Annotated in this window: 17 protein-coding genes and 1 pseudogene; 10 read left to right on the top strand and 8 right to left on the bottom strand. The window is 68.1% G+C overall.

Annotated features, from left to right (window positions below):
• Positions 1-36 precede the first annotated feature (36 nt).
• Positions 37-939, bottom strand: coding sequence for an SDR family oxidoreductase (locus tag C0541_RS09565; RefSeq protein WP_115047875.1), 903 nt, complete (start codon positions 937-939; stop codon positions 37-39).
• 183 nt (positions 940-1,122) lie between these two features.
• On the opposite strand from C0541_RS09565, the gene C0541_RS09560 reads away from it, so the two are divergent.
• Positions 1,123-1,830 carry a DUF429 domain-containing protein gene (locus C0541_RS09560; RefSeq protein WP_115047872.1) on the top strand — a complete coding sequence of 236 codons (708 nt, stop codon included), beginning with the start codon at positions 1,123-1,125 and terminating at the stop codon, positions 1,828-1,830.
• Position 1,831: 1 nt separating this feature from the next.
• Here C0541_RS09560 and C0541_RS09555 read toward each other — a convergent pair whose 3' ends face one another.
• Entirely contained in the window at positions 1,832-4,186 is a 2,355-nt protein-coding gene (locus C0541_RS09555; RefSeq protein ID WP_115047870.1) for a GH92 family glycosyl hydrolase, read from the bottom strand.
• Positions 4,187-4,496: 310 nt separating this feature from the next.
• Here C0541_RS09555 and C0541_RS09550 point away from each other — a divergent pair, with 310 nt between their 5' ends.
• Entirely contained in the window at positions 4,497-5,135 is a 639-nt protein-coding gene (locus tag C0541_RS09550; protein ID WP_115047868.1) for an alpha-ketoglutarate-dependent dioxygenase AlkB family protein, read from the top strand.
• 495 nt (positions 5,136-5,630) lie between these two features.
• Positions 5,631-7,325, top strand: coding sequence for an FAD-dependent oxidoreductase (locus tag C0541_RS09545; RefSeq protein WP_115047866.1), 1,695 nt, complete (start codon positions 5,631-5,633; stop codon positions 7,323-7,325).
• 186 nt (positions 7,326-7,511) lie between these two features.
• On the opposite strand, the gene C0541_RS09540 is transcribed toward C0541_RS09545, so the two are convergent.
• Complete coding sequence (locus tag C0541_RS09540; protein ID WP_104532771.1) at positions 7,512-8,258, bottom strand: EAL domain-containing protein; 747 nt, start codon at positions 8,256-8,258, stop codon at positions 7,512-7,514.
• A gap of 148 nt (positions 8,259-8,406) precedes the next feature.
• Between C0541_RS09540 and C0541_RS09535 the strand changes: the two genes are divergently transcribed.
• Positions 8,407-9,045, top strand: coding sequence for an HD domain-containing protein (locus C0541_RS09535; protein ID WP_115047864.1), 639 nt, complete (start codon positions 8,407-8,409; stop codon positions 9,043-9,045).
• Between the two features lie 655 nt (positions 9,046-9,700).
• Positions 9,701-12,244, top strand: coding sequence for an excinuclease ABC subunit UvrA (locus C0541_RS09525; protein ID WP_115048193.1), 2,544 nt, complete (start codon positions 9,701-9,703; stop codon positions 12,242-12,244).
• Between the two features lie 525 nt (positions 12,245-12,769).
• On the opposite strand, the gene C0541_RS09520 is transcribed toward C0541_RS09525, so the two are convergent.
• A complete protein-coding gene (locus tag C0541_RS09520; protein WP_115047862.1) occupies positions 12,770-15,052 on the bottom strand; it encodes a glycoside hydrolase family 3 N-terminal domain-containing protein in 2,283 nt (760 codons plus the stop codon).
• Positions 15,053-15,223: 171 nt separating this feature from the next.
• Here C0541_RS09520 and C0541_RS09515 point away from each other — a divergent pair, with 171 nt between their 5' ends.
• Positions 15,224-15,724: a DUF421 domain-containing protein gene (locus tag C0541_RS09515; protein ID WP_115047860.1), complete on the top strand. Its 501-nt coding sequence runs from the start codon at positions 15,224-15,226 to the stop codon at positions 15,722-15,724.
• Positions 15,725-15,845: 121 nt separating this feature from the next.
• Here C0541_RS09515 and C0541_RS09510 read toward each other — a convergent pair whose 3' ends face one another.
• From C0541_RS09510 to C0541_RS09500, 3 genes are read right to left on the bottom strand one after another with little or no spacing between them, the layout of a single operon-like run.
• Complete coding sequence (locus C0541_RS09510) at positions 15,846-18,143, bottom strand: xanthine dehydrogenase family protein molybdopterin-binding subunit (protein ID WP_115047857.1); 2,298 nt, start codon at positions 18,141-18,143, stop codon at positions 15,846-15,848.
• Positions 18,140-19,228 carry an FAD binding domain-containing protein gene (locus tag C0541_RS09505; protein ID WP_161959989.1) on the bottom strand — a complete coding sequence of 363 codons (1,089 nt, stop codon included), beginning with the start codon at positions 19,226-19,228 and terminating at the stop codon, positions 18,140-18,142. The genes C0541_RS09510 and C0541_RS09505 overlap by 4 nt, the downstream gene beginning before the upstream one ends.
• Positions 19,201-19,779, bottom strand: a complete 579-nt coding sequence (locus C0541_RS09500; RefSeq protein WP_115047855.1) for a (2Fe-2S)-binding protein — start codon at positions 19,777-19,779, stop codon at positions 19,201-19,203. The genes C0541_RS09505 and C0541_RS09500 overlap by 28 nt, the downstream gene beginning before the upstream one ends.
• Before the next feature lie 274 nt (positions 19,780-20,053).
• Between C0541_RS09500 and C0541_RS09495 the strand changes: the two genes are divergently transcribed.
• The 4 genes and pseudogenes from C0541_RS09495 to C0541_RS21320 all read left to right on the top strand — a co-directional run.
• On the top strand, positions 20,054-21,385 hold the full coding sequence (locus C0541_RS09495) for a DUF763 domain-containing protein (protein WP_115047853.1): 1,332 nt from the start codon (positions 20,054-20,056) through the stop codon (positions 21,383-21,385).
• The gene (locus tag C0541_RS09490; RefSeq protein WP_115047851.1) at positions 21,382-21,996 is read left to right on the top strand and encodes a GIY-YIG nuclease family protein; all 615 of its coding nucleotides are present in this window, start codon (positions 21,382-21,384) and stop codon (positions 21,994-21,996) included. Before C0541_RS09495 ends, C0541_RS09490 begins: the two co-directional genes overlap by 4 nt.
• A 45-nt stretch (positions 21,997-22,041) precedes the next feature.
• Entirely contained in the window at positions 22,042-22,383 is a 342-nt protein-coding gene (locus tag C0541_RS09485) for a cupin domain-containing protein (protein ID WP_115047849.1), read from the top strand.
• Between the two features lie 84 nt (positions 22,384-22,467).
• Positions 22,468-22,781 (top strand): annotated as a pseudogene (locus tag C0541_RS21320) (DNA-binding protein); the annotation flags it as partial.
• A 212-nt stretch (positions 22,782-22,993) separates the two neighbouring features.
• Here C0541_RS21320 and C0541_RS21670 read toward each other — a convergent pair.
• Positions 22,994-23,203, bottom strand: a complete 210-nt coding sequence (locus C0541_RS21670; protein WP_429001343.1) for a Fic family protein — start codon at positions 23,201-23,203, stop codon at positions 22,994-22,996.
• Positions 23,204-23,273: the final 70 nt, after the last annotated feature.

Here is a 23,273-nt window from a genome sequence, read left to right as displayed (position 1 = left end):
GGTGGCGCTGGGCTGGAAACGCGTTCTCTGGGCTGCTCAGGACAGCAACAAGCCGCCGGTGGCGCCGAATACTTCGCCCGTCACATAGCTGGACTCCTGCGAGGCCAGGATCACATATAGCGGCGCCATCTCCACCGGCTGGCCGGCACGCTTGAGCGGGGTTTCCGAGCCGAAGTCGGGAATCTTTTCCGGCGGCTGGCCGCCGCTGGGCTGCAGCGGGGTCCACACCGGGCCGGGTGCGACCGCGTTGACGCGGATGCCCTTGTCGGCGATCTGCTGGGCCAGGCCCTTGGTGAAGTTGACGATGGCCGCCTTGGTGGAGGCATAGTCCAGCAGCGTCGGCGAGGGCTGGTAGGACTGGATCGAGCCGGTGTTGATGATGGATGCGCCCGGCGGCAGGTGCGGGATGGCCGCCTTGCACAGCCAGAACATCGCGTACACGTTGGTCTTGTAGGTGGCGTCGAACTGCTCGGTGGTGATGTCGGCAATGTCCTTCATCGCAGTCTGCTTGCCGGCGATGTTGACCAACAGGTCCAGCCCGCCGAGTTCCTTGACCGCGCGTGCGACCAATTCATTGCAGAACGCTTCGTCCTTCAGGTCGCCGGGGATGCTGATGGCTTTGCGGCCTTCGGCCTGGATCAACTTCACCACTTCCGCGGCGTCCTGCTCTTCTTCCGGCAGGTAGTTCAGCACGATGTCGGCGCCTTCGCGTGCGTAGGCAATCGCGGTGGCGCGGCCGATGCCCGAGTCCGCGCCGGTGATCAGCGCCTTGCGGCCCTTCAAGCGGCCGAAGCCCTGGTAGCTCTGCTCGCCGTGGTCGGCTTTGGGCTGCAACGCATGGATGGTGCCCGGCGCTTGCTGGGTCTGCTCGGGGAACTTGGGCTGCGGAAACTGGGTGAGCGGGTTCTGCATCTCGTACTGGTTCTTGGTGCTGGACATGACTGGCTCCTGCAGTGGGGGACGACAAGGCCGCAGCGTGCTGCGGCCGATGCGGAGCAGTCTGGAAACCACCGCGATGCGTGCGGGTGAACGAATGTTGTGCATGATGTGAACGCGTCACGCAGCTAGCGTGCGGGCGATGCCGTAGCACCGTGACTGCAGGCCACGACCAGGAGGACAGCAATGCAGTGTGTGGGAATCGATGGCGCCGGCAGCGGCTGGCTGGCGGTGTGGGAGGCCGGCGATGGCTTGCAGTTCGCCGGCTACCCCAGTGTTGCCGCGCTGGCGAGCGCATTGGGCGGCGTCGCTGTGCTGGGCGTGGATATGCCGATCGGCTTGAGCGAGCACGCGCCCCGCGCTGCGGACGCGCAGGCGCGGCGCTTTGTCGGTGGGCGCCGCGCCTGCAGCATCTTTGCCGCGCCACTGCGGGGCATGTTGCATGCGCGTACGCAGGCGGAAGCCTCTGCGTTGCACCGGGTGCTGGACCACGACGGGCAGCGCGGCTTTGGCGTGCAGTCGTTTGCGCTGCTGTCGAAGATTCGCGCCTGGGACGATGCGGTGCGCGCCGATCCGGCGTGGGCGGAGCGCGTGTTCGAGGTGCACCCGGAGGTGTCGTTCGCCGTGCTCGCCGGCGGGCACGGCCTGGCGGCGGGCAAGAAGAGCAGCGCGGGCCACCAACAGCGCGCCGCCTTGCTGGGCCAGTGCTATGGCGCCAGGCAGGTGGCCGCGTTGCTGGAGCGCGTGCCGCGTGCGCTGGCCAAGCCGGACGATGTGCTGGATGCCCTGGTGGCCTGCTGGAGCGCGCAGCGCATTGCCGCAGGCACCGCCGGCAGCCTGCCGGCGGTGGTGGAGCGCGATGCCTGCGGGCTGCGCATGGGCATCCACTACTGACTCAGCGCGTCTGCGTCGACATCGAATACGGCCGCTGCGCCGGATCGGTGGCCCATTGCGTATTCGGCGTGGCCTGCATGCGGAAGCGCAACTCGCCGCCGGCCTGGATTTCCTCGTGGGTGAGGTAGGCGCGATTCAGTGCCTGGCCGTTGAGGGTGGCGCTGCCGACGTAGCTGCGCGCCTTGCTCAGGCCATCGGCGATCACGCTGAAGCGCTTGCCATTGGGCAGGTTGAGCGTGGCGCGCGGCAGGAACGGGCGGCCGATGATGTACTGGTTGCTGCCCGGTGCCACCGGATAGAAGCCCAGCGTGGTGAACACGTACCAGGCCGACATCTGGCCGAGGTCGTCGTTGCCGGCCAGGCCCTCGGGGCCGGCGTGGTACTGGGTGTCCATGATCTGGCTCAGCCGCGCCTGGCTGCGCCAGGGCTGGCCGGCGTAGGCGTACAGATAGGCGACATGGTGGCTGGGTTCGTTGCCGTGCGCGTACCAGCCGATCAGGCCGGTGATGTCTTCCATGTGCGCGAATATCTTGGGGTCGACCTTGGCATCGAACACTGCATCCAGGCGCGCGAGCAGTTGGTCATCGCCGCCATGCGCGGCGGCAAGCCCGGCGACGTCCTGCGGCACATACCAGGAGTATTGCCAGGCATTGCCTTCGGTGTAGTCGCTGCCGTAGCCGCTGGCCGAGGGGTCGAACGGCGCGCGGAAATTGCCGGCACGGGTGCGCGCGCGCATGTAGCCGGTGGCCGGGTCGAAGGCGTGCTTCCAGTTGCCGGCGCGCTTGCTGAATTCCGCGGCGATGGTGGGCTTGCCGAGCTTGTCGGCCATGCGCGCGATGGTCCAGTCGTCGAAGGCGTATTCCAGTGTCTTGGAGGCGGCTTCGCCTTCTTCGTCGATGGGCACGTAGCCCAGCGCGCGGTACTGCGCGATGCCGTCGTAGGGGCCGTAGTTGGCGCTGGCGACCATGGCCTCCAAGGCTTCGTTGGCATCGAAGCCGCCGATGCCTTTCATGTAGGCGTCGGCAATCACCGGCACGGCGTGGTAGCCGATCATGCACCAGGTTTCCAGGCCGTGGAACGCCCAGACCGGCAGGATGCCGTAGGCGCTCTCGCGGCGCGAGGCGAGCAGGGAATTGACCATGTCGCTGCTGCGTTGCGGCGGCTGCACCAGGGTCAGCAACGGATGCAGTGCGCGGTAGGTGTCCCACAGCGAGAAGGTGGAGTAGTGGGTCCAGCCACGCGCCTGATGCACGGCATTGTCCGGCCCGCGGTACTGGCCGTCGCTGTCCATGAACAGGGTGGGGCCGAGCAGGGTGTGGTACAGCGCGGTGTAGAGCTGGGTGCGTTGTTGCGGTGTGCCTTGCGCGTCGATCGCCGACAGCGCCTGCGTCCATTGCGCACGCGCGTCGGCGCGCACGCGGTCGAAATCGAAGCCGGGCACCTCCGCATCGAGATTGGCGATGGCGCCGGCCTCGCTGACCGGCGACAGCGCGACCTTGACCACCAGCGGCGTGCCATCGTTGGCGACATCGAACACGCCGACCAGTTGCCGGCCTTCGATCTGTGCGCGCTGCGCGGGATTTTTCTCGCCCGGCGGCGGAAAGCCCTTGTACGGAATGTCCTGTTCGGTGTCGTGCAACTGCGTGGCGGTGAGCGGGCGCGAAAAGCGCATGGCGAAGTACAACTGGCGGCCGGGCGCCCAGCCGCGGGTTTCGCGAAAGCCGGTGACGGTGCCGTCGCTGCGCACGCGCAGCCGCGACCACTGCACCTTGCCGGGGTAGTCGTACAGGCTGGTGCGCAGGTCCACCAGCACATGCGCCGGTACGCCCTTGGGAAACTGATAGCGATGCACACCCACGCGCGCACTGGCGGTGAGTTCGGCGCGGATGTTGCGGTCCTTCAAGGTCACCGCGTAGTAGCCGGGCTGCGCCTGCTCGCTGGCGTGGTCGAACTGCGCGGTGTAGCCGCTGCCCGGTGTGGCGGCATCGCCGCGTTCGAGCTTGACCTGGCCGGTTTGCGGCATCAGCAGGACATCGCCCAGGTCCGAATGCCCGGAGCCGGAAAAGTGCGTATGCGAGAAGCCGACAATCGTGCTGTCGCCATGTCGGTAACCGGCGGCCCAGCCATAGGCCTCCTTGCGCGGCTTGATCTGCGTGTCCGGGCTCAGCTGCACCATGCCGAACGGCAGCGTGGCGCCGGGATAGGTGTGGCCTTCGCCACCGGTGCCGACGAACGGATCCACCGCGCTGAAACCCGCGTCGTCCGCGCGTGGCGCCGCGCTGCCGGCGAAGCTGATGCAGGCGGCAAGCAACGCCAGCCAACACAGCGGAGACAAGGCAATCGAGTGATGCTGCATGCAGGGCGATTCCAGGCGGATGCAGCGCCGGACCGTAGCACAGCTGTCGGGCCTGATCGCATGGCATCCACGCCTGCATCGTTGAGCTCGCTAATCCGAGCGCGGGCCGCGGTGGGCGATGGACGCGCGTGGCTGCCACGGGTTGCCCGCCTTGCGCGCAGGAGGCAGCGGGTGCGCAGGTCGGTGGCCCCGATACACGCAGCATGGCCTTGCAGCAGCTGCGAGACAGCGTGCACCTGCACTGCTCCGGCCGCAGGAAAGCGCAACGCCCGGCTGCTGAAATCACGCAAACCGCCCGCATGTCGTTCCGATGGATCTGTTCGATGCTCCCATCGCGCCTTTGCAGCTGCTGCACGATGCACAAGGCGGCGTGCGCTATTGGCCGCAGCTGCTGGCGCCCGCCGTGGCGCAGCAGTGCTTTGCCGCATTGCGCCAGGCGACCGACTGGCGCAGCCAGCGCCGCGAGATGTACGACCGTGTGGTGGAGGTGCCGCGCCTGCTGGCCTCGTACCGGCTGGATGCGCCGCTGCCACCCGGGCTGCCGCTGCAGGCGCTGCTTGCTGCGGTGCAGGCCGTGTTGCCTGCACCGTACAACGCGGTGGGCCTGAACCTGTATCGCGATGGCCGCGACAGCGTGGCGATGCATCACGACAAGTTGCAGACGCTGCAGGCGCCGCATCCGATTGCACTGGTGTCGCTGGGCGCTGCGCGGCGGATGCAGCTGCGCGCAAGGGACGGCAGTGCGCGGACGATCGCTGTGGAGCTGGCGCCGGGCAGCCTGCTGGCGATGAGCCATGCCTCGCAACTGAGCCACGTTCACGGCATTGCCAAGACCGCACGTGCGGTGGGCGAGCGCATCAGCGTGGTGTTTCGCGTGCGTCCGGCCGAGCGCATGGCCTCCGGCCAGCACGGGCCGCACTGGGAGCTGCTGCAACCATCGCGTGGCTGAGAAGACGGGTGCATCCCCTCAGCATGGTGCAGAGCAATCACAGCAATCACAGCAACCGTAGCGGGCCTGGTCGCCGCATCGATGGAACTGGCCTTGTTCAACCTGCGCCGGCAAACCAGCGCAACCAAAGGAACCAGCGCAACAGAACAACCAGAACAACTAGAGCAACAGAGCAACAGAGCAACCAGCGCGCACAAGTACTGCGTGCCGACCCGGGTCCGGGGCTCTGTTCGCTTGGCGGCCGGTGCGGGTGCCGCTGCGTCCGCCACACTCTGCGTGCACGGCTGCGGCTGGTCGTGCTGCCCAGCTCGCGTGAGTGCACGGCACCGCAGGCATTCGCGTGATGCGGTCATGTGTGTGCATGCATTGCATCGGATGCACGCGCATGCGCTGGCTGCGCACATGCTGTCCCGCCCGGTATGGCGCATCCGGGTGATTGCCATCGGCCGCACGGCTGGCCATGCTGCATGGACTCCCCCTCAGCGTCGCCCTTCCATGTCCCTGGCCGATACCCGCCACCATCAGATGTTTCCCGAGCTGGACCCGGGCCAATTGGCGATCACGCGGCGGTTTGCCAGCGGGCCGGCGCAGCGTTTCGCTGCGGGCGAGCTCGTCTTCGACGTGGGCGATGCGCACGCACCGGTGTGGGTGGTGCTGGAAGGCGCCGTCGAAGTGGTCCGGCGCGACGGGCTGGGCAACGAAAAGCCGGTCACCTCGCACACGCCCGGCCAGTTCACCGGCGAGGTCAGCCAACTTGCCGGGCGCGCGTCGCTGGCTGGCGGACGTGCGGGGCCGCAGGGCTGCCTGGCGCTGCCGTTCGACACTGCGCATCTGCGCGCGCTGATGATCAGCTCGGCCGAAGTGGGCGAGGTGGTGATGCGTGCGTTGATCCTGCGCCGGGTCGGCCTGATCGAAGGCGATGCCTCCGGCTCGGTGCTGATCGGCGAGCCGGACGATCCGCATCTGACCCGGTTGCAGGGCTTTCTGACCCGCAACGGTTACCCGAACACGGTGATCGACGCCTCCGACGAGGAAGGCCGCGGGTTGGTGCAGCGCTTCGGCATCCAGGAGCAGGAGCTGCCGGTGATGGTGTGCCCGAGCGGGCGGGTGCTGCGCCAGCCCAGCGACGCCGAGGCCGCGCACTGCCTGGGCATGACCCCGGATATCGACCCGGACAAGCGCTACGACGTGGCGATTGTCGGCGCCGGCCCGGCCGGCCTGGCGACGGCGGTGTACGCCGCGTCCGAGGGCCTGTCGGTGCTGGTGCTGGACCAGCGCGCCATCGGCGGCCAGGCCGGCGCCTCGGCACGGATCGAAAACTATCTGGGCTTTCCGACCGGTATCTCCGGCCAGGCGCTGGCCGGGCGCGCCTACAACCAGGCGTTGAAATTCGGCGCCGAGCTGGCGATTCCGATCGAGGCCGGCACGCTGGAATGCGGGCGCGACGATGGCGCGCTGACGCTGGATCTGGCCGACGGCAAGCAGCTGCTGGCCAGCACCGTGGTGATCGCCTCGGGCGCGCGTTACCGGCGCCCGGAGATGGACGGGCTGGAGCGCTTCGAAGGCCATGGCGTGTCGTACTGGGCCTCGCCGGTGGAAGCGCGGCTGTGCGAGGGCGGGGTGGTGGCGCTGGTGGGCGGCGGCAATTCCGCCGGCCAGGCCGTGGCATTCCTGGCGCCGCGGGTCAGGGAGCTGCACCTGATCATTCGCGGCGAAGGGCTGGAATCGTCGATGTCGCAATACCTGATCGACCGTATCGCCGCGCTGCCGAACGTACAGCTGCATGCCGGCACCGAGGTGTCCGCGCTGGAGGGCGATCCGGAGCGTGGTCTGCAGGCGGCGGTGTTGCGCACGCGCGCCGACGGGCAGACCACGCGGGTGGAGTTGCGGCATCTGTTCCTGTTCGTCGGCGCCGACCCCAACACCGGTTGGCTGCAGCAATGCGTCGAGATGGACAAGCGCGGTTTCGTCGTCACCGGCAACGCGCGCGGCGATGGCGTGCCGGCCTGCCTGCCGCTGGAAACCAATCGCCCCGGCGTGTTCGCCATCGGCGATGTGCGGGCCGGCTCGGTCAAGCGGGTGGCCGCGGCGGTGGGCGAGGGCGCGGCGGTGGTCGCGCAGATCCATCAATACCTGGCACACCAGGCCAATCCGGTGCCGGCATCGGAACTTGCCAGTGCTGGGGAATAGGGCATCGGGAATCGGAAGAGCGAGTGCTTTTGGCGGCTCGATTCCTCCATTCCTTGGCCATCAGGCTGTTACCACTCGGTACGCGCGATCTGAGGTCGTTGGCTCCACGCAGCGTCACACTGCGTGCGCCGCCAGCTGCCGGGGCCGCAGCGGAGCTACACGCTGGTGTGGTGGCGCGCCTGATCCCTACTCCGGCCAGTGCACCTGTGGCAGTTCGCCGATCTGCGGGCGGGCGAACAGGTAGCCCTGCTGCAGGTGGATGCCCATGTCGCGCAGGGCGCGGCATTCGTCCGGGTGTTCGATGCCTTCGGCGATGACGGCGATCCCGAGTTCTTCGCACATGCGGGTGGTGTGGCGGACGATGGCCTGGCGGCTGCGGTCGGCGTCGATGCCGCGCACCAGGGCGATGTCCAGCTTGAGCAGGTCCGGCTGGAAGTCGGCCAGCAGGCCGAGGCCGGAATAGCCGGCGCCGAAATCGTCGATGGCGGTCTTCAGGCCGCGTGCCTGGTAGGTGCGCATGATGTCGAGCAGATGCGCCGGCTCGGCCAGGTGTTCCTGTTCGCTGACTTCGAAGATGATGGCGTCCAGCGGCCAGCCGTACTGCGCGGTGGCCGAGAGCGTGGCGCGCAGGCAGTGTTCGGGGTTGTAGACCGCATTGGGCATGAAGTTGATCGACAGCAAGGCCGGCAGCGCGATCTGCGCGGCGCATTCGATCGCCTTGATGCGGCAGGCCTGGTCGAAGGCATAGCGGTTGCGCTCATCCACCGCGGCCAGGATGCTGCCGGCCGATTCGCCGTTGACCCCGCGCACCAGCGCCTCGCCGGCGTAGATGCTGCGGGTGGACACATCCACGATCGGCTGGAACGCCATGGTGATGGCGGTGGGAAAGTCCTGGCCGTCGCGGCAGGCGTTGCAAACGGGGAGCGTGGGCATGGCTGGGCAGTCGTGCGGCGTTGGGTGAGCCTAGCGGTATCGGCCGCAACGCCGCGTTATTGAGTCGGCACATGCATCCTCGCGCCATCCTCACCCGGTGCGCCACCGCGCTCGGCGATAATGCGTGCTCGCTCGCATCGGACGCCCCATGACCGCTCTCACCGAACGTTACGCCCTGGCCGTGGATTACGCGCGCATCGCCCATGCCGGGCAGGTCCGCAAGGGCACGCAGATTCCGTATCTGAGCCACCTGCTGGGCGTATCCACGCTGGTGCTGGAATGCGGCGGCGACGAGGAACAGGCCATTGCCGGGCTGCTGCACGATGTGGTGGAAGATTGCGGCGGCGGCCATGAGGCCTCGATCCGCGCGCAGTTCGGCGATGCGGTGGCCGACATCGTGATGGCATGCACCGATGCCACCGCCGAAGACAAGGCCGAGGTGGACAACACCGACAGCGCACGCAAACGCGACTGGCGCGAACGCAAGCTGGCCTATCTGGACCATCTGCGCAACACGCCCGAGCGCGCCTTGCTGGTGTCCGGCTGCGACAAGCTCTATAACGCGCGCACCATCGTGCAGGACCTGGAAAACCCGGCCGTGGGCCAGGACATCTTCGACGTGTTCACCGCCGGGCGCGCCGGCACGCTGTGGTATTACGGCGAGCTGGAAGCGATCTTCCGCACGCGCGACGCCGCCACCGCGCGGTTGTTCACCGGCGTGGTGACACGCATGCAGGCCCTGGCCGAGACCGGCGAGCAGCCGGTGCCGGCGCACGCGCTGGGCTGATCGCGTTGTAGCGCAGCTGATCTGCGACCTGGCAGCAGAGCCCTTGCCCGCCAGCTATCGCGGAACACGTCTCTGTAGGCGCTTACGCGGGATCCATGCCGCGTAGGTAGCTTGAATGAATGCGTGGTTGTTGGGTGATAGGGCTGCGGCCTGGTTGCAGGGCCCTTGCCCGCCCACCATCGCGGGACACGCCGCAAGTACGTCCTTGTAGGCTCTTACGCGGCATCCATGCCGCATAAGGTCCCGCGACGGTGAGCGGGCAAGGACCCGTCGAGATGGTCGGTGTGCATGGAAGAGCAGTGCTGGATGCGTCTCGTTCGATCATGAAGCATCGGTTGCACGTCTGATGCACGCCGCACGAAAAACAGCTTTCCGAACGAGCGCCGACCAACTGTCTGGTGCGGTGCCCTTGCCGGTTGCGGGACCGTGTGGCGGCATGGATGCCGCCACCGAGCCTCCAGGGACGGATTCACGGCGTGTCCCGCAAGCGGTAAGGGCGCCGCGCCCTCGACGCTGCGCGTTTGCTGCAGGGCCCTCGATTGACGCATGTCCAGGCGATCAGCGCCAGGCGCCGCAGCATTGGCCGTTGCCCCTGACATCGGCTGCATGCGTCCCGCGCTAGGCTAGGGCGTTGTCGAATGTCGGTCTGGTGGTCATGTCCAACGCAATCTCGTCTTTCTCCGGCCTGGTGCGCGTGCGCGGGGCGCGCGAGCACAACCTCAAGAACGTGGACGTGGACATCCCGCGCGATGCGCTGGTGGTGTTCACCGGGGTGTCCGGCTCGGGCAAGTCGTCGCTGGCGTTCGGTACCGTGTTCGCCGAAGCGCAGCGGCGTTACCTGGATTCGATCTCGCCGTATGCGCGGCGCCTGATCGACCAGGTGGGCGTGCCGGAAGTGGATTCCATCGAGGGCCTGCCGCCGGCGGTGGCCTTGCAGCAGGCGCGCGGCGCGCCGAGTGCGCGTTCGTCGGTGGGCAGCGTCACCACCATCTCCAATTCCCTGCGCATGCTGTATTCGCGTGCGGGCAGCTATCCGCCGGGGCAGGCCATCATCTATGCCGACGGCTTTTCGCCCAATACCCCCGCCGGTGCCTGCCCGACCTGCCACGGCCTGGGGCGCATCTACGATGCGACCGAAGCGACCATGGTGCTGGATCCCACGCTGAGCATCCGCGATCGCGCCGTGGCCGCCTGGCCCGGTGCCTGGCATGGCCAGAACCTGCGCGACATCCTCACCACGCTCGGCCACGACGTGGATCTGCCGTGGCACACGCTGCCGAAGAAGACCCGCGACTGGATCCTCTACACCGACGAGCAACCGGTGGTGCCGGTGTATGCCGGCTACAGCCTGGACGAGGTCAAGCGCGCGCTGCGCCGCAAGGAGGAGCCCAGCTACATGGGCACCTTCACCAGTGCGCGGCGCTATGTGCTGCACACCTTTGCCACCACGCAGAGCGCGCAGATGAAAAAGCGCGCGGCCCAGTACCTGGTCAGCACGCAGTGCCCGCAGTGCGACGGCAAGCGGCTGCGCCGCGAAGCGCTGTCGGTGACCTTCGCCGGCCTGGACATCGGCGAGCTGTCGCGGCGGCCGCTGGACGAGGTGGCCGACCTGCTGCGCCCGGCTGCCGAAGCTGCCGATGGCCAGCGCAAGCGCAACCACAAGCGCACGCAGGCCGACATGCATCCGGAACAGGCGATCGCCGCGCAACGCATCGCCGCCGACCTGCGCGCGCGGATTGCCGTGGTGCAGGCGCTGGGCCTGGGCTATCTCAGCCTGGAGCGCAGCACGCCGACGCTGTCGCCGGGCGAGCTGCAACGGCTGCGGCTGGCCACGCAGATCCGCTCGCAGCTGTTCGGCGTGGTGTATGTGATGGACGAGCCATCGGCCGGCCTGCACCCGGCCGATGCGCAGGCCTTGCTGGGCGCGCTGGATCAGCTCAAGGCGGCCGGCAATTCGGTGTTCGTGGTCGAACACGAGGTGGATGTGATCCGCCACGCCGACTGGATCGTCGATGTCGGCCCGGCGGCCGGCGTGCACGGCGGGCAGGTGCTGTACAGCGGCCCGCCGGCGGGACTGGAGCAGGTGGAAGCCTCGTCCACGCGCCGCTACCTGTTCGGCACCCCGCCGCAGGTGCACAGCCATGCGCGTGCGGCCACCGGCTGGCTGCAGCTGCGCGGCATCACCCGCAACAATGTGCGCGAGCTGGATGTGGACCTGCCGCTGGGGGTGTTCACCACCGTGACCGGTGTATCCGGCTCGGGCAAGTCGTCGCTGGTGAGCCAGGCGTTGGTGGAATTGCTGGGCGCCCATCTTGGCCAGGCGCAGGCAGAGGACGACGAAACGCTGGATCCACTGGAGCGCGGCACGCAGGTGCCGCTGGGCGGCGCGATCGTCGGCGGGCTCGACCAGGTGCGGCGCCTGGTGCGTGTGGATCAAAAGCCGATCGGCCGCACGCCACGCTCCAATCTGGCCACCTATACCGGCCTGTTCGATCCGGTGCGCAAGTTGTTCGCGGCCACACCGGCCGCGCGCCGCCGCCGTTACGACCCGGGGCAGTTTTCGTTCAATGTCGCCAAGGGCCGCTGCGCCACCTGCGAGGGCGAGGGCTCGGTGCACGTGGAACTGCTGTTTATGCCCAGCGTCTACGCGCCATGCCCCGCCTGCCACGGCGCGCGCTACAACGCCAAGACCCTGGAGATCGCGCTGCGTGGCCACACCATTGCGCAGGTGCTGGAGATGACGGTGGACCAGGCCGCCACGTTCTTTGCCGACGATGCCAGCGTGTTGCGCCCGCTGCAGGTGTTGCGCGAAGTGGGGCTGGGCTATCTGCGGCTCGGCCAGCCGGCCACCGAACTGTCCGGTGGCGAGGCGCAGCGCATCAAGCTGGCCACCGAACTGCAACGCGCGCAGCGACGCGACACCGTGTACGTGCTGGACGAGCCAACCACCGGCCTGCATCCGGCCGACGTGGATACCTTGATGCGGCAGCTGCAAGGCCTGGTGGAGGCCGGCAATACGGTGATCGTGGTCGAACACGACATGCGCGTGGCCGCCAGCAGCGATTGGGTGCTGGACATGGGGCCCGGCGCGGGCGGTGCGGGTGGCGCCGTCGTGGTGGCCGGTGCGCCGGAGGCGGTCGCGCGGCAGCGTGGCAGCCGCACCGCGCCGTTCCTGGCGCAGGTGCTGCGCGGGGAATAAGCGTGGCTGGTAACCCTTCGCGAACGTCCTGGCGATGGCGGAACGTGTTGGCCAGACGCGTCTTGGTTGACGCGTGAAGTGATGTCGGCACCGCAGCGAGATTGCTCGCATCGCAGGGCGCCGATCAGACCGCACTGCCTCTCGGCGCATCGCACGGCCGTAGGGCATGCACGGCGCGTCCATGCACACCGACCATCTCGCCTGGCCCTTGCCCGCCCACCGTCGCGGGACACGCGGCATGGATGCCGCGTAAGAGCCTTATCTGTTGGGAATGTGGCAGCGTAGGTGTCGAGAGCCGGCGTGGGCGGGCAAGGGTCTGCAGCAAACCCGCAGATCAGCCGCTCTGCAGCTGATCTCCCCCCACCTGTTCAACCACGCCTGGGCAAGACATCCGGGATGCCACGTCGTAGCCGCATGTGAATTCAGTCAAAAGCTGAGTCAGCCGAAGCCGCTGGACTCTCACCACTAGCGGGACATGCGGCAAATCCATCTGCTTGTCCGGGCCATTCGGAGCGCGATTCGTACTCAGCCCATCAGTTCAAAACTCGCAGATACGCCCTCGGCCTCCGCAGAGGGCGCCACCCAGAGATCGAACACGCCAGGCTCCACGGTGGGCTGCAATGCCTGGCCGATGAACAGCAGGTCTTCGCGGCGCAACACGAACTCCACCGCGACGCTGCCGCCTGCCGGCACTGCCAGCTTGCGGAAATCCTTCAGCTCGCGCACCGGACGGGTGATGCTGGCGCTGCGGTCGCGGATGTAGAGCTGCGCCACTTCCTCGGCATCGCGGCTGCCGCGGTTGTGGATGCGCGCGCTGATGCGCAGGCTGCCGCTCGCCGCCAGCCGTGCATCGCTCAGGCGCAGCTCGGCGTATTCGATGCGGCCATAGGTCAGCCCATGCCCGAACGGAAACAACGCGGCATTGGGCGCGGTGCGGTAGCGGGTCTTGAACGGTTGCAAGGCATCCGGGCGCGGATCGGCACGGCCGCTGGGCTTGTGCGCATAGCTATAGGGCAGCTGCCCGGATGCATGCGGAAAGCTCACCGGCAAGCGCCCGGACGGACCGTGCTCGCCGAACAGGATGTCGGCCAGCGCGGCGCCCGATGCCGAGCCCAGGAACCAGCTGACCAGGATCGCCGGTGCCTTGAGCACCGGGCCATCGATCACCAGTGCACGGCCATTGCTGAGCACCACCACCACCGGCGTGCCGGTGGCCGCCACTGCCGCCAGCAGCGATTGCTGCCCGGAGGGGATGACGATCTCGCTGCGCGACTGCGCTTCGCCCGAGTAACGCATCGGCTCGCCGATCGCCAGCACCGCCACGTCGGCGGACGCCGCTGCGGTGACGGCCGCCTGCACGCCGCCGGGCAGGCCATGTTCGAAGTCGCAGCCTTCCACCACCTGCAGGCTGCCCGGGTCGCGCAGCCGCGCGCGCAGTGCGGTGGCCAGGTCGTTGCCGCTGTCGTCGCCGCCGAACAGCGTCCATGGGCCGGCGGTGTCGGTCCAGTTGCGCGCCATCGGCCCGATCAGCGCGATGCGTTGGCCTTGCGTCTTCAGCGGCAGCAACTCGCCGTCGTTCTTGAGCAGCACGATGGATTTGCGCGCCGCCTCGCGTGCCAGCGCCAGTGTCTCGGGGCGCCGCTGCCGCGCCTGTGCGCGTGCCGGCACGATGCGCAGGAATGGAGCGTCGAACAGCCCCAGGTCGGCCTTGAACTGCAGCACGCGGCGTACCGAGGCATCCAGTTGCGCCATCGTCACTTCGCCGGCGGCCACCAGTGCCGGCAGATGCTGCAGATACAGCCCGCTCTGCATGCTGATGTCCACGCCGGCCAGGAACGCCAGCTTGGCTGCCTCGCGTGCATCGCTGGCGACCCCGTGCCCGATCAGCTCCAGGTCGCCGGTGTAGTCGGACACCACCAGGCCGCGGTAGTCCCACTCGCCGCGCAGCACCTCGCCCAGCAACCAGCGATTGGCGGTGGCAGGGATGCCGGCGATCTCGTTGAACGCCGCCATCGTGGTCACTGCGCCGGCATCGAAGGCGGCCTGGAACGGCGGGAAATAGACCTCGCGCAGGCTGCGCTCGGAGATGTCGACGGTGTTGTAGTCCAGCCCCGCTTCGGCGGCGCCGTAGGCGGCAAAATGCTTGGGGCAGGCGGCCAGCGCATCGGCATGATCCAGCCCCTCGCCCTGGAAGCCGCGCACGCGCGCCTGTGCAAAGCGCCGGCCGAGCAGCACGTCTTCGCCGCTGCCTTCCACGCCGCGCCCCCAGCGCGCATCGCGTGCGATATCCACCATCGGTGCGAAGGTCCAGTCGATGCCGACTGCACTGGCCTCCAGTGCGGCGGCACGCGCGGTGCGTTGCGCCAGCGCCGGCTCGAAGCTGGCGGCCTCGGCCAGCGGCACCGGAAACACCGTGGTGAATCCGTGGATCACATCGGCGGCAAACAGCAGCGGAATCTTCAGCCGGCTCTGCAGCGCGGCCTGCTGCAGTTGCCGGTGCCACAGCACATTGGAGCCATTGAAGATGCCGGTCAGCCGCCCGGCGCGCGCAGCGGCCAGCTGGCCTTCGGCGGTGGGCACGGTGTTGACCGGATTGGCGGCCGCCGCTGCATCGGTCTGCTGCGCCGAACCGGACAGCGTCAGCTGGCCGGCCTTTTCTTCCACACTCATGCGCGCGATCAACCCATCGATAAAGCCCGATGCCCCGGCCGCACGCCGCGGCAATGCAAACCCCACCGGCGCCTGTGCCAACAACGCTGCCGAGGCGCTTCCCAGCAGCAAGCCGCGACGCGTGATCCCAGTCCCCATGCCCGCCATCCCCGTCTGTCCAGGACAGACGCTAACGGATCGCCGGCCAAAAGCCGTGCTGCGCTGCACGATGCGTGCCGAGCGTGCCGCCTGGCCGCGGGGCGACAGCACGATGCCTTCACCGTTTCCGCACTAGCGTGCGCCATCGATCAACTGCGGTCAGGACACACGATGCTGGACGTGGACACACGCGTGCGCTTCTACGAAATGATGCACCTGGGCATGCCGTGGTGGGAGTTCGTGCTGCGCGCGGTCGCGGTCTATGGCGTGGTCCTGCTGTTGACGCGCCTGACCGGCAAACGCGCACTGGGCCAATCCACGCCGTTCGACGTGCTGCTGATCGTGCTGCTGGGAACCGCAGTGCAGAACTCGCTGATCGGCGAAGACGTCTCGTTGCTGGGCGGCATGATCCTGGCGGCCACCTTGCTGGTCGTGAACTGGCTGGTGGGCATGGCCACCGCGCGCAGCCGGCGGATCGATACCTGGGTGCAGGGCACCCCGGCGCTGCTGGCGCGGGGCGGGCAGATCTACTGGAAGGAACTGGTCCGCCACAACGTCAGCTATGCCGACTTCGAGGTGGCAAAACGCAAGGCCGATTGCCGCGACGATGCCGATATCGACCTGGCGATCCTGGAAACCTCCGGCGACATCAGCATCCTGAAGAAGCGCTAGGCCGACTGCCGGCGTGCGGGAAAGCGCAGCTGCCATCGCAAGGCGATGGCAGCCTGCCGGCCGACGGGAGTGTGCCGGTGTCGGCCCACTCCCTTGCGATGGCGACCTGCGACGGCGCGCCTCAGTCCGCCATCACCTTGTCCGGCGTCATCGGGGTACTGCGGATGCGCTTGCCGGTGGCATGGAAGATCGCATTGCAGATCGCTGCCGAAACACCGACCAGGCCGATCTCGCCCACGCCCTTGGCACCCAGGCTGCTGACGATGCGGTCGTCCTCGTCGGCGAAGATCACATCGATGTCGTGGATGTCGGCATTGGCCGAGACGTGATACATCGCAAAATCGTGATTCATGAAACGGCCGAAGCGGTGATCGGACTGGGTGTGTTCGTGCAGCGCCTGGCCGATACCCCAGACCACGCCGCCGACGATCTGGCTGCGCGCGGTGATCGGGTTGAGGATGCGCCCGGCCGCAACGGCGCTGACCACGCGGGTGACCCGCACCGTGCCGAGCTCCTCGTCCACCCGCGCTTCCACGAACACCGCACCGTGGGTGGCGCGGGTGTAGTTGCGCTGCTTGAGCACATTGGGCAGCAGCAGGAACTTGTCTTCGATCTGTTCCAGCTGGGAAGCACGCAACAGCTCGGTCAGGGCCATGGTGGTGCCGGCATCGGCGCGCAAGGCCAGCGTGCCATCGGCAAACACCACCTCGTCCAGCCTGGCCTTGGTGAAGCGCGAATTCGGCAACGCCTGCGCCAGGCGCAGCAGCCGCGCGCGCAGTTTCCTGCAGGCACCATCCACCGCCGAGCCCACCGTGGTCACATGCGAGGAGCCGCCTTCGATCGGTGCCACCGGCAGCGTCGAATCGCCCAGCTGGAAGGTGACCTGTTCCAGCGGCAGGCCCAGCGCTTCGGCCGCGATCATCGCCATCACCGTATAAGTGCCGGTGCCGATATCGCTGGCCGCGCTGCTGACCACCAGCCGGCCATCGGCGTGCAGCACCGCATGCGCGCGCGCAAACATCTGCATCGCATCCCATTGCCCGGTGGCCATGCCCCAGCCGACCCACTCGTTGCCTTCCTTGCGTGCGCGCGGCTGCAACGGGCGCTGCGCCCAGCCGAAACGCTCGGCGCCTTGCTGGTAGCACGCGCGCAGTGCCTTGGTGGAGTAGGGCTTGTCGTCGGCGGGGTTGACCTCGGCGTAGTTCTTCAGGCGCAGCGCCAGCGGATCCATGCCCAGCGCATAGGACAGCTCGTCCATCGCCACTTCCAGCGCATGCACGCCGTGTGCGGCGCCGGGGGCACGCATGTCCATCGGGCTGAACTGGTCCAGGCTCACCAGGTTGTAGCCCAGGTGCACGTTGTCGCAGGCGTACAACTGCCCGCTCCAGTTGACCACCACCTCGACGTAGTCCTCGATGCGGGAGGTCTCGGCGATGGCCTCGTGCCAGATCGCGCGCAGGCGGCCGTCGCGATCGGCGCCGAGCTTGAGCCGCTGCAGCGTCTCCGGGCGATGGCCGAAGGTGAACATCTGTTGCCGCGTCAGCACCACGCGCACCGAGCGGTCCAGCAGGATCGAGGCCATCACCGCCAATGGCAACTGATACTGCGGGCGCAGCCCGGAGCCGAAGGCACCGCCCACGTAGGGATTACGCACGGTGACCTTGCGCTTGCTCAGGCCGAACACGTGCGAGACGTACCAGCGGCTGTTCTGCGAGCCCTGGGTCTTGTCGTAGATGGTGAAGTGGCCATCGGCGTCGCGGATCACCGTGGAGGCGAACAGCTCCATCGGATTGTGGTGCTCCACGCCGCTGTAGTAGTCGGCCTGTACCTGGACAGCGGCATTGGCAAAGGCGGTGTCCGGCTCGCCCTTGTCCTTGGGCGGCGGCGAGAAACCGGCCTTCATGGCCTTGGGCTTGTGCGCACGGTCCAGGTTGGTCATCAGGTTGGTGTCGTGCGGGTCCTGCAGCAGTTCCACCTCCACCAGGTGGGCGGCGTGGCGCGCCGCCTCGAAGGTGTCGGCCACCACCAGGGCGATCGGCTGGCCGCTGTACAGGATCTTGTTGTCGTACAACGGCCGGAACGGCGAACCGGCCGGTGCGGTCATGTCCTTGTAGAACAGGTCCATGCCACGCATATGCGGGCGGTTTTCGTGGGTGACGATCTCCAGCACGCCGGGTACCGCGCGCGCGGCGTCGAGATGGAAGGCGACGATCTCGCCCTTGGCGATGCTGCTGCTGACCACCACGCCATGGGCCAGGTCGGGCACCGGCCATTCGGCGGCATAGCGTGCCTGGCCGGTGACCTTGGCGCGCCCGTCGATGCGGGTGACGCCGGTGCCGGTGGGGCGATAGCCGGTGCCGCTGTCGGCAACCGGCGGGTTCAGGTCGTTGTCGGTGAGATCGGTGCTGCGTGCGTTCATGGCGCTTCCTCCAGCGCGCTGGTTCGCCCGCGGTTGTCGATGGTGCCCTCGCGGGCGACGTCCAGGGCACGCACGATCGCGCGGCGTGCCAGCGGCAGCTTGAAGGCGTTGTTGCCCTGCGGTTGCGCACCCTCCAGCAAGGCATCGGCCAGGCTGGCGAAGCTCTCGGCCGTGGCCGGCTTGCCCACCAGCTGCGCCTCGGCGTCGGGATTGCGCCAGGGCTTGTGCGCCACGCCGCCCAGGGCCACGCGCACCTCGCGGATGCTGCCGTCCTCGGCCAGGTCCAGCGCGGCGGCCACCGACACCAGCGCGAATGCGTACGACAGCCGCTCGCGGATCTTCAGGTAGGCGCTGTGCGCGACGAAGCGCTGCGCATCGGGCAGGTCGATATGCACGATCAACTCGTCCGCGGCCAGCGTGCTGTCCCGTTCCGGGTGCTCGCCGGGCAGGCGGTGGAACTGCGCGAACGGGATGTCGCGCTCGCCATCGGGACCTTGCACGTGCACCACCGCGTCCAGCGCAGCCAGCGCGACGCACATGTCCGACGGATGCGTGGCAATGCACTGCGCGCTGGCGCCGAGGATGGCGTTGTAGGTGGTGAGCCCGCCGATGGCCGAGCAGCCGGTACCGGGCTCGCGCTTGTTGCACGGGGTGGCGTGGTCGTAGAAATACAGGCAGCGCGTGCGCTGCAGCAGGTTGCCGCCATTGCTGGCCATGTTGCGGATCTGCGGCGAGGCGCCGGCCAGGATCGCCGCACTCAACAGGGGGTAACGCGTTTCCACGTCCGGGTGATACGCGGTGTCGGCATTGCGCGCGAGCGCGCCCAGGCGCAGGCCGCCATCGGCTTGGCTGGTGATGCTGGCCAGCGGCAGACGATTGATGTCGACCAGGCTGCCCGGCCGCATCAGCTGCAGCTTCATCAGGTCGGTGAGATTGGTGCCGCCGGCGATCAGGCGCACCGGGGCTTCGGCGGGCACCGGGTGCGGGTCGCTGCCACGCACCGACAACGCAGTGAGGGCCGCATCGACGGAGTCTGCGCGCGTGTAGGTGAGCGGAATCATGCCGGCACCGTCCCTGGCGTCCACGGCGTGGCGGCGCTGTCGCTGCTGTCGCCGGGCTTGCCCATGACCTGCATCACCGCATCGGTGATCTGCGGGTAGGCACCGCAGCGGCACAGGTTGCCGCTCATCAGTTCGCGCACCTGGTCGCGGTCGTGCGCCTTGCCTTCCTTGATCAGGCCCACCGCCGAGCACAGCTGCCCGGGCGTGCAATAGCCGCACTGGAAGGCATCGTTGTCGATGAAGGCGCGCTGCAGCGGATGCAACTGGTCACCGTCGGCCAGGCCTTCGACGGTGGTGATCTCGGCGCCGTCCTGCATGACCGCAAGCGTCAGGCAGCTGTTGATGCGGCGCCCATCGACCAGCACCGTGCAGGCACCGCACTGGCCGTGGTCGCAGCCTTTCTTGGTGCCGGTGAGGTCGAGCCGGTCGCGCAACAGGTCGAGCAGGCTGACCCAGGCTTCGAGCTGCAATTGGTAAGGCTGACCATTGATGCGCAGGTTGACCGGGTAGGTCGGCGCAGCAGTGGTCGCGGTGGCCGGCGCCGTGTCACGGGCTGCGGCGGGAGTGGCATTCATGCGAGCCCCGTGGCGATGGCTGAGAGGGCCTTCACCTTGACCACGCCACGGTCAACGCAGGGTGTAGGCAATGCGGTGATGGTGTTCACACCGGTACGTGGATGACGCCCGGACATGCGCGGCACTGCGCGATGGCAATGGGCCGCGTTCGCCGCGCCGGCGCCAGCGGCCTGCTGGAACTGAACTCGTCAGTTGCGCGTTATGGCGGTCCACGCCAGTCGCACGGCGTGCGACGGCGGTCTCGGTATCCTGTGCAGATGACGACGAGGTTGCAATGAGCCGGCGCGGCGGCAGTGCCGATCTTCCGCTGCATGGCGGGCGCGTGCCGCGCTGGTTGGGTGAGCGGATGACGCGCCTGGGCACGGTGATGTGCGAGGCGATCGTGCACACCTATGGGCGCGATGAGTTGTTGCGGCGGCTTGCGCATCCGTTCTGGTTCCAGTCCTTTGGCGCGGTGATGGGGATGGACTGGCATTCCTCCGGCATCACCACCAGCGTGATGGGCGCACTCAAGCGCGGGCTCACGCCGTTGTCCGGCGAACTCGGCATCCATGTCTGCGGTGGGCGCGGGCGGCAGTCGCGCGCAACGCCGGCCGAATTGCTTGCGGTGGGCGATGGGGTCGGGCTGGATGGCGCTGCGCTGGCGCAGGCCAGTCGCCTGGTGGCCAAGGTGGACAGCGTCGCGGTGCAGGATGGCTTCGACCTGTATCTGCACAGTTTCATCGTCAGCGACGACGGGCGCTGGGTGGTGGTGCAGCAGGGCATGAACGGGCAACGCAAGCAGGCGCGCCGCTATCACTGGTTGTCGGAAGGGCTGGGCAGTTTTGTGGATGCGCCGCATGCGGCCATCGACGGACCACAGCAGGGCAATATCGTCAACCTGGCCGACCAGCGCGCCGCTGCCGCGCGTGCGGCGCAGGTGGCGTTGTTGCAGACGCTGCCGCCGGATCGGCTTGCCCGTGAGTGGCAACGCATCGACGCCGCGCAGTCACCGGTTGCGCCTGCTGTGGCGCAGGCGCCGGTCACCGGTGACCTGTTTGCAGGCCAGGGCTGGGACCCCGCGCAGCAACCGCATCTGAGCATGCCCGACCATCACGACGTGCGCAGCGAAAACGTGATCACCCGCCGGCTGCACGCCAGCCTGGCGGCTGCGGCCGAGTGCGGCCCCGCCGATTTCACCGCGCTGTTGCAGGTGCCGGGCGTGGGCGCGCGCACCGTGCGTGCGCTGGCGATGGTGGCCGAGGTGTTGCATGGTACCCCGTGTCGTTTCAGCGACCCGGCGCGCTTTTCGCTTGCCCACGGCGGCAAGGACCGGCATCCGTTCCCGGTGCCCACGCGCGTGTTGGATCACACCATCGGCGTGCTCAAGCAGGCGATGCAGCAGGCCCGGCTCGGCAACGAGGAGCGGCTGCAGGCCATCGCGCGGCTGGATGCGCAGGCACGTCGGCTGGAGGCCGGCGCACGCGGTCCGTCGGTGGAGGCGTATATCGCGCAGGAACGCGTGGATGCGCACCGCCATGGCGGGCGCAGCGTGTTCGGTTGGGAGCCGCCGGTCGAGGCTCATCAACCGCGTGAGTCGCAGGCGCAGCGCAAGGCAGGCCAATGAGCGCGCAACTGCGCCGTGGCAAGGTGGCCATCGACGGCCGCTGCTTCACCTATGTGTTCCCGTGCCAGTGGGAAGACCATTGCAAGATCGGCTTTTCGCGCGACCCGCTGGGTCGCATCGGCAGCCTGCATCCGCGCTGGTTTGCGTTCTTCGACCTGGAGCGCGGCGTGCTGGTGGAAGCCGAGCGCGAACGCGATGCGCGGGATCTGGAACTGCAACTGCGCCGGCCCCTGGGTGAGCACAACGCACCGGCCCCATTGGCGATTCGCAGTGCGGCGGGCGGGCACACCGAATGGTTTCGTGGTGTGGGGCAGGCGCTCGAGGTGGCAGTGGCGCAGCTGGAGCAGCAGGGGTATCGCGTGTTCGCACTCCAGGCCTGGCTGCAGGCGGCAATGGCCCAGCGGATCGATCGCCTGTACGACTGGTCGCTGCTGCAGTTGAGCCAGGATGAACTCGACGGCGTCACCGGGCCCACCGCAGCGCAACAGATGCTGCGCGATGTGCTGGATGGCTACCGCGCACTGGAGCTGCCACTGCAGGCGCATCTGCCCGATGTGACCTGGGACTGGTATTGCAGCAGCCAACAGCCAAGTGCATTGCCACCGCCTTGACGTGTGCGGCGACAGCATCGGCGCAACCGATGAGGAGACACGCGCATGCAGTACGCAACGCTGGAATTGAGCACCCCCTTCAAGGTGCTGTTTTCGCTGCGCCAGGTACAGGCGGCGGAAATGGTGATGGCACCGGGCGATCGCGAGGGTGGCCCGGACAATCGCCATCGCGGCGCCGACCAATGGCTGTTCGTGGTGGACGGCGCGGGCGAGGCCATCGTGGATGGCTACACGCAGGCATTGCAGGCCGGCAGCCTGATCGCGATCGAGCGTGGCCAGGCGCACGAGATTCGCAATACCGGTGACACGCCGCTGAAGACGGTCAACTTCTATCACCCGCCGGCCTACGATGCGCAGGGCGAGCCATTGCCGGCAGGCGAAGGCTGATACGCAACGCGATGATGCAGGCTGGCAGCATGCTGTTCACCGGCATGCTGTTCACCGGCGTGCTGTTCAACCGCAAGTGCGTTGTCGGCCATCAAGAAGACCACCAAGAAGACGACGAAACAGGCGGCCAAGAACGCCACCAGGAAGACCTCGCCCACGCGGTCGGCAGGCGCCAAGAAGGCCTTGAAGACGGCCGGCAAGAAGACCACCGCCAAGCAGGTTGCCGGCACCCAGGCGCTGTCGCGGCAGGCCAGGAGTGCAGCGGCCAAACGCAGTTCCAGCAGCCGCCCGGTAGCGGCCAAGAAAGCTGCCAAGACCAGGGGTCCTGGCGTGCGCAAGGCTGCCGCCAGGAAGCGGCGGCGACGCGGAAGCGGCCGGCGAGCACGCGCGAGAGCTGATCGATGCTGCTGCCGTCTTGTGCGCCCGACGAGAAGGCAGGGCGCCTGGCCCCGCGCGATGTCCCGGCGCTCCGAGATCCTTCAGAGCAAGGTTCTTGCGAGTGAGCCTGCGCGGCGACCTCGGCGGTAGTGCGCCGCAGGTGGGTGGATCCGCTCCTGCTGCCGGGGTTGCAGGGGCGGCCGCAAGCAATCGGCAAAGGCGAGGGCTTCAATCATGCCGGCGGCCAGCCCGATGTAGCTGCGTAGAGCTCCGGATCGTCGGCTGGCAGCGCAGTGCCATCGAGCACGATGACGGTTTCGCCGGCGACCGCCACCGTGCGCTTGTTGCCATCCACAAACGGACGAGTGCGCGGTAAGCCGGTCGCAAGCGCAGCGGCCCGCGCGGCCGGGTCCGGCGGTGGGTCATATCCGGCCGGTCGCAGGCCGGTCCTGGCTGAAGCCGCTCAGCAACCTGCACGGGCCAATCTCGCCTGCTGCGACCGACAGGTGTAC

It is taken from the genome of Xanthomonas arboricola (assembly GCF_003353015.1).
Taxonomy (GTDB): Bacteria; Pseudomonadota; Gammaproteobacteria; order Xanthomonadales; family Xanthomonadaceae; genus Xanthomonas; species Xanthomonas arboricola_E.
The sequence above is the reverse complement of the archived record's forward strand: the minus strand, read 5'-3'. Positions and strand labels throughout refer to the sequence as shown.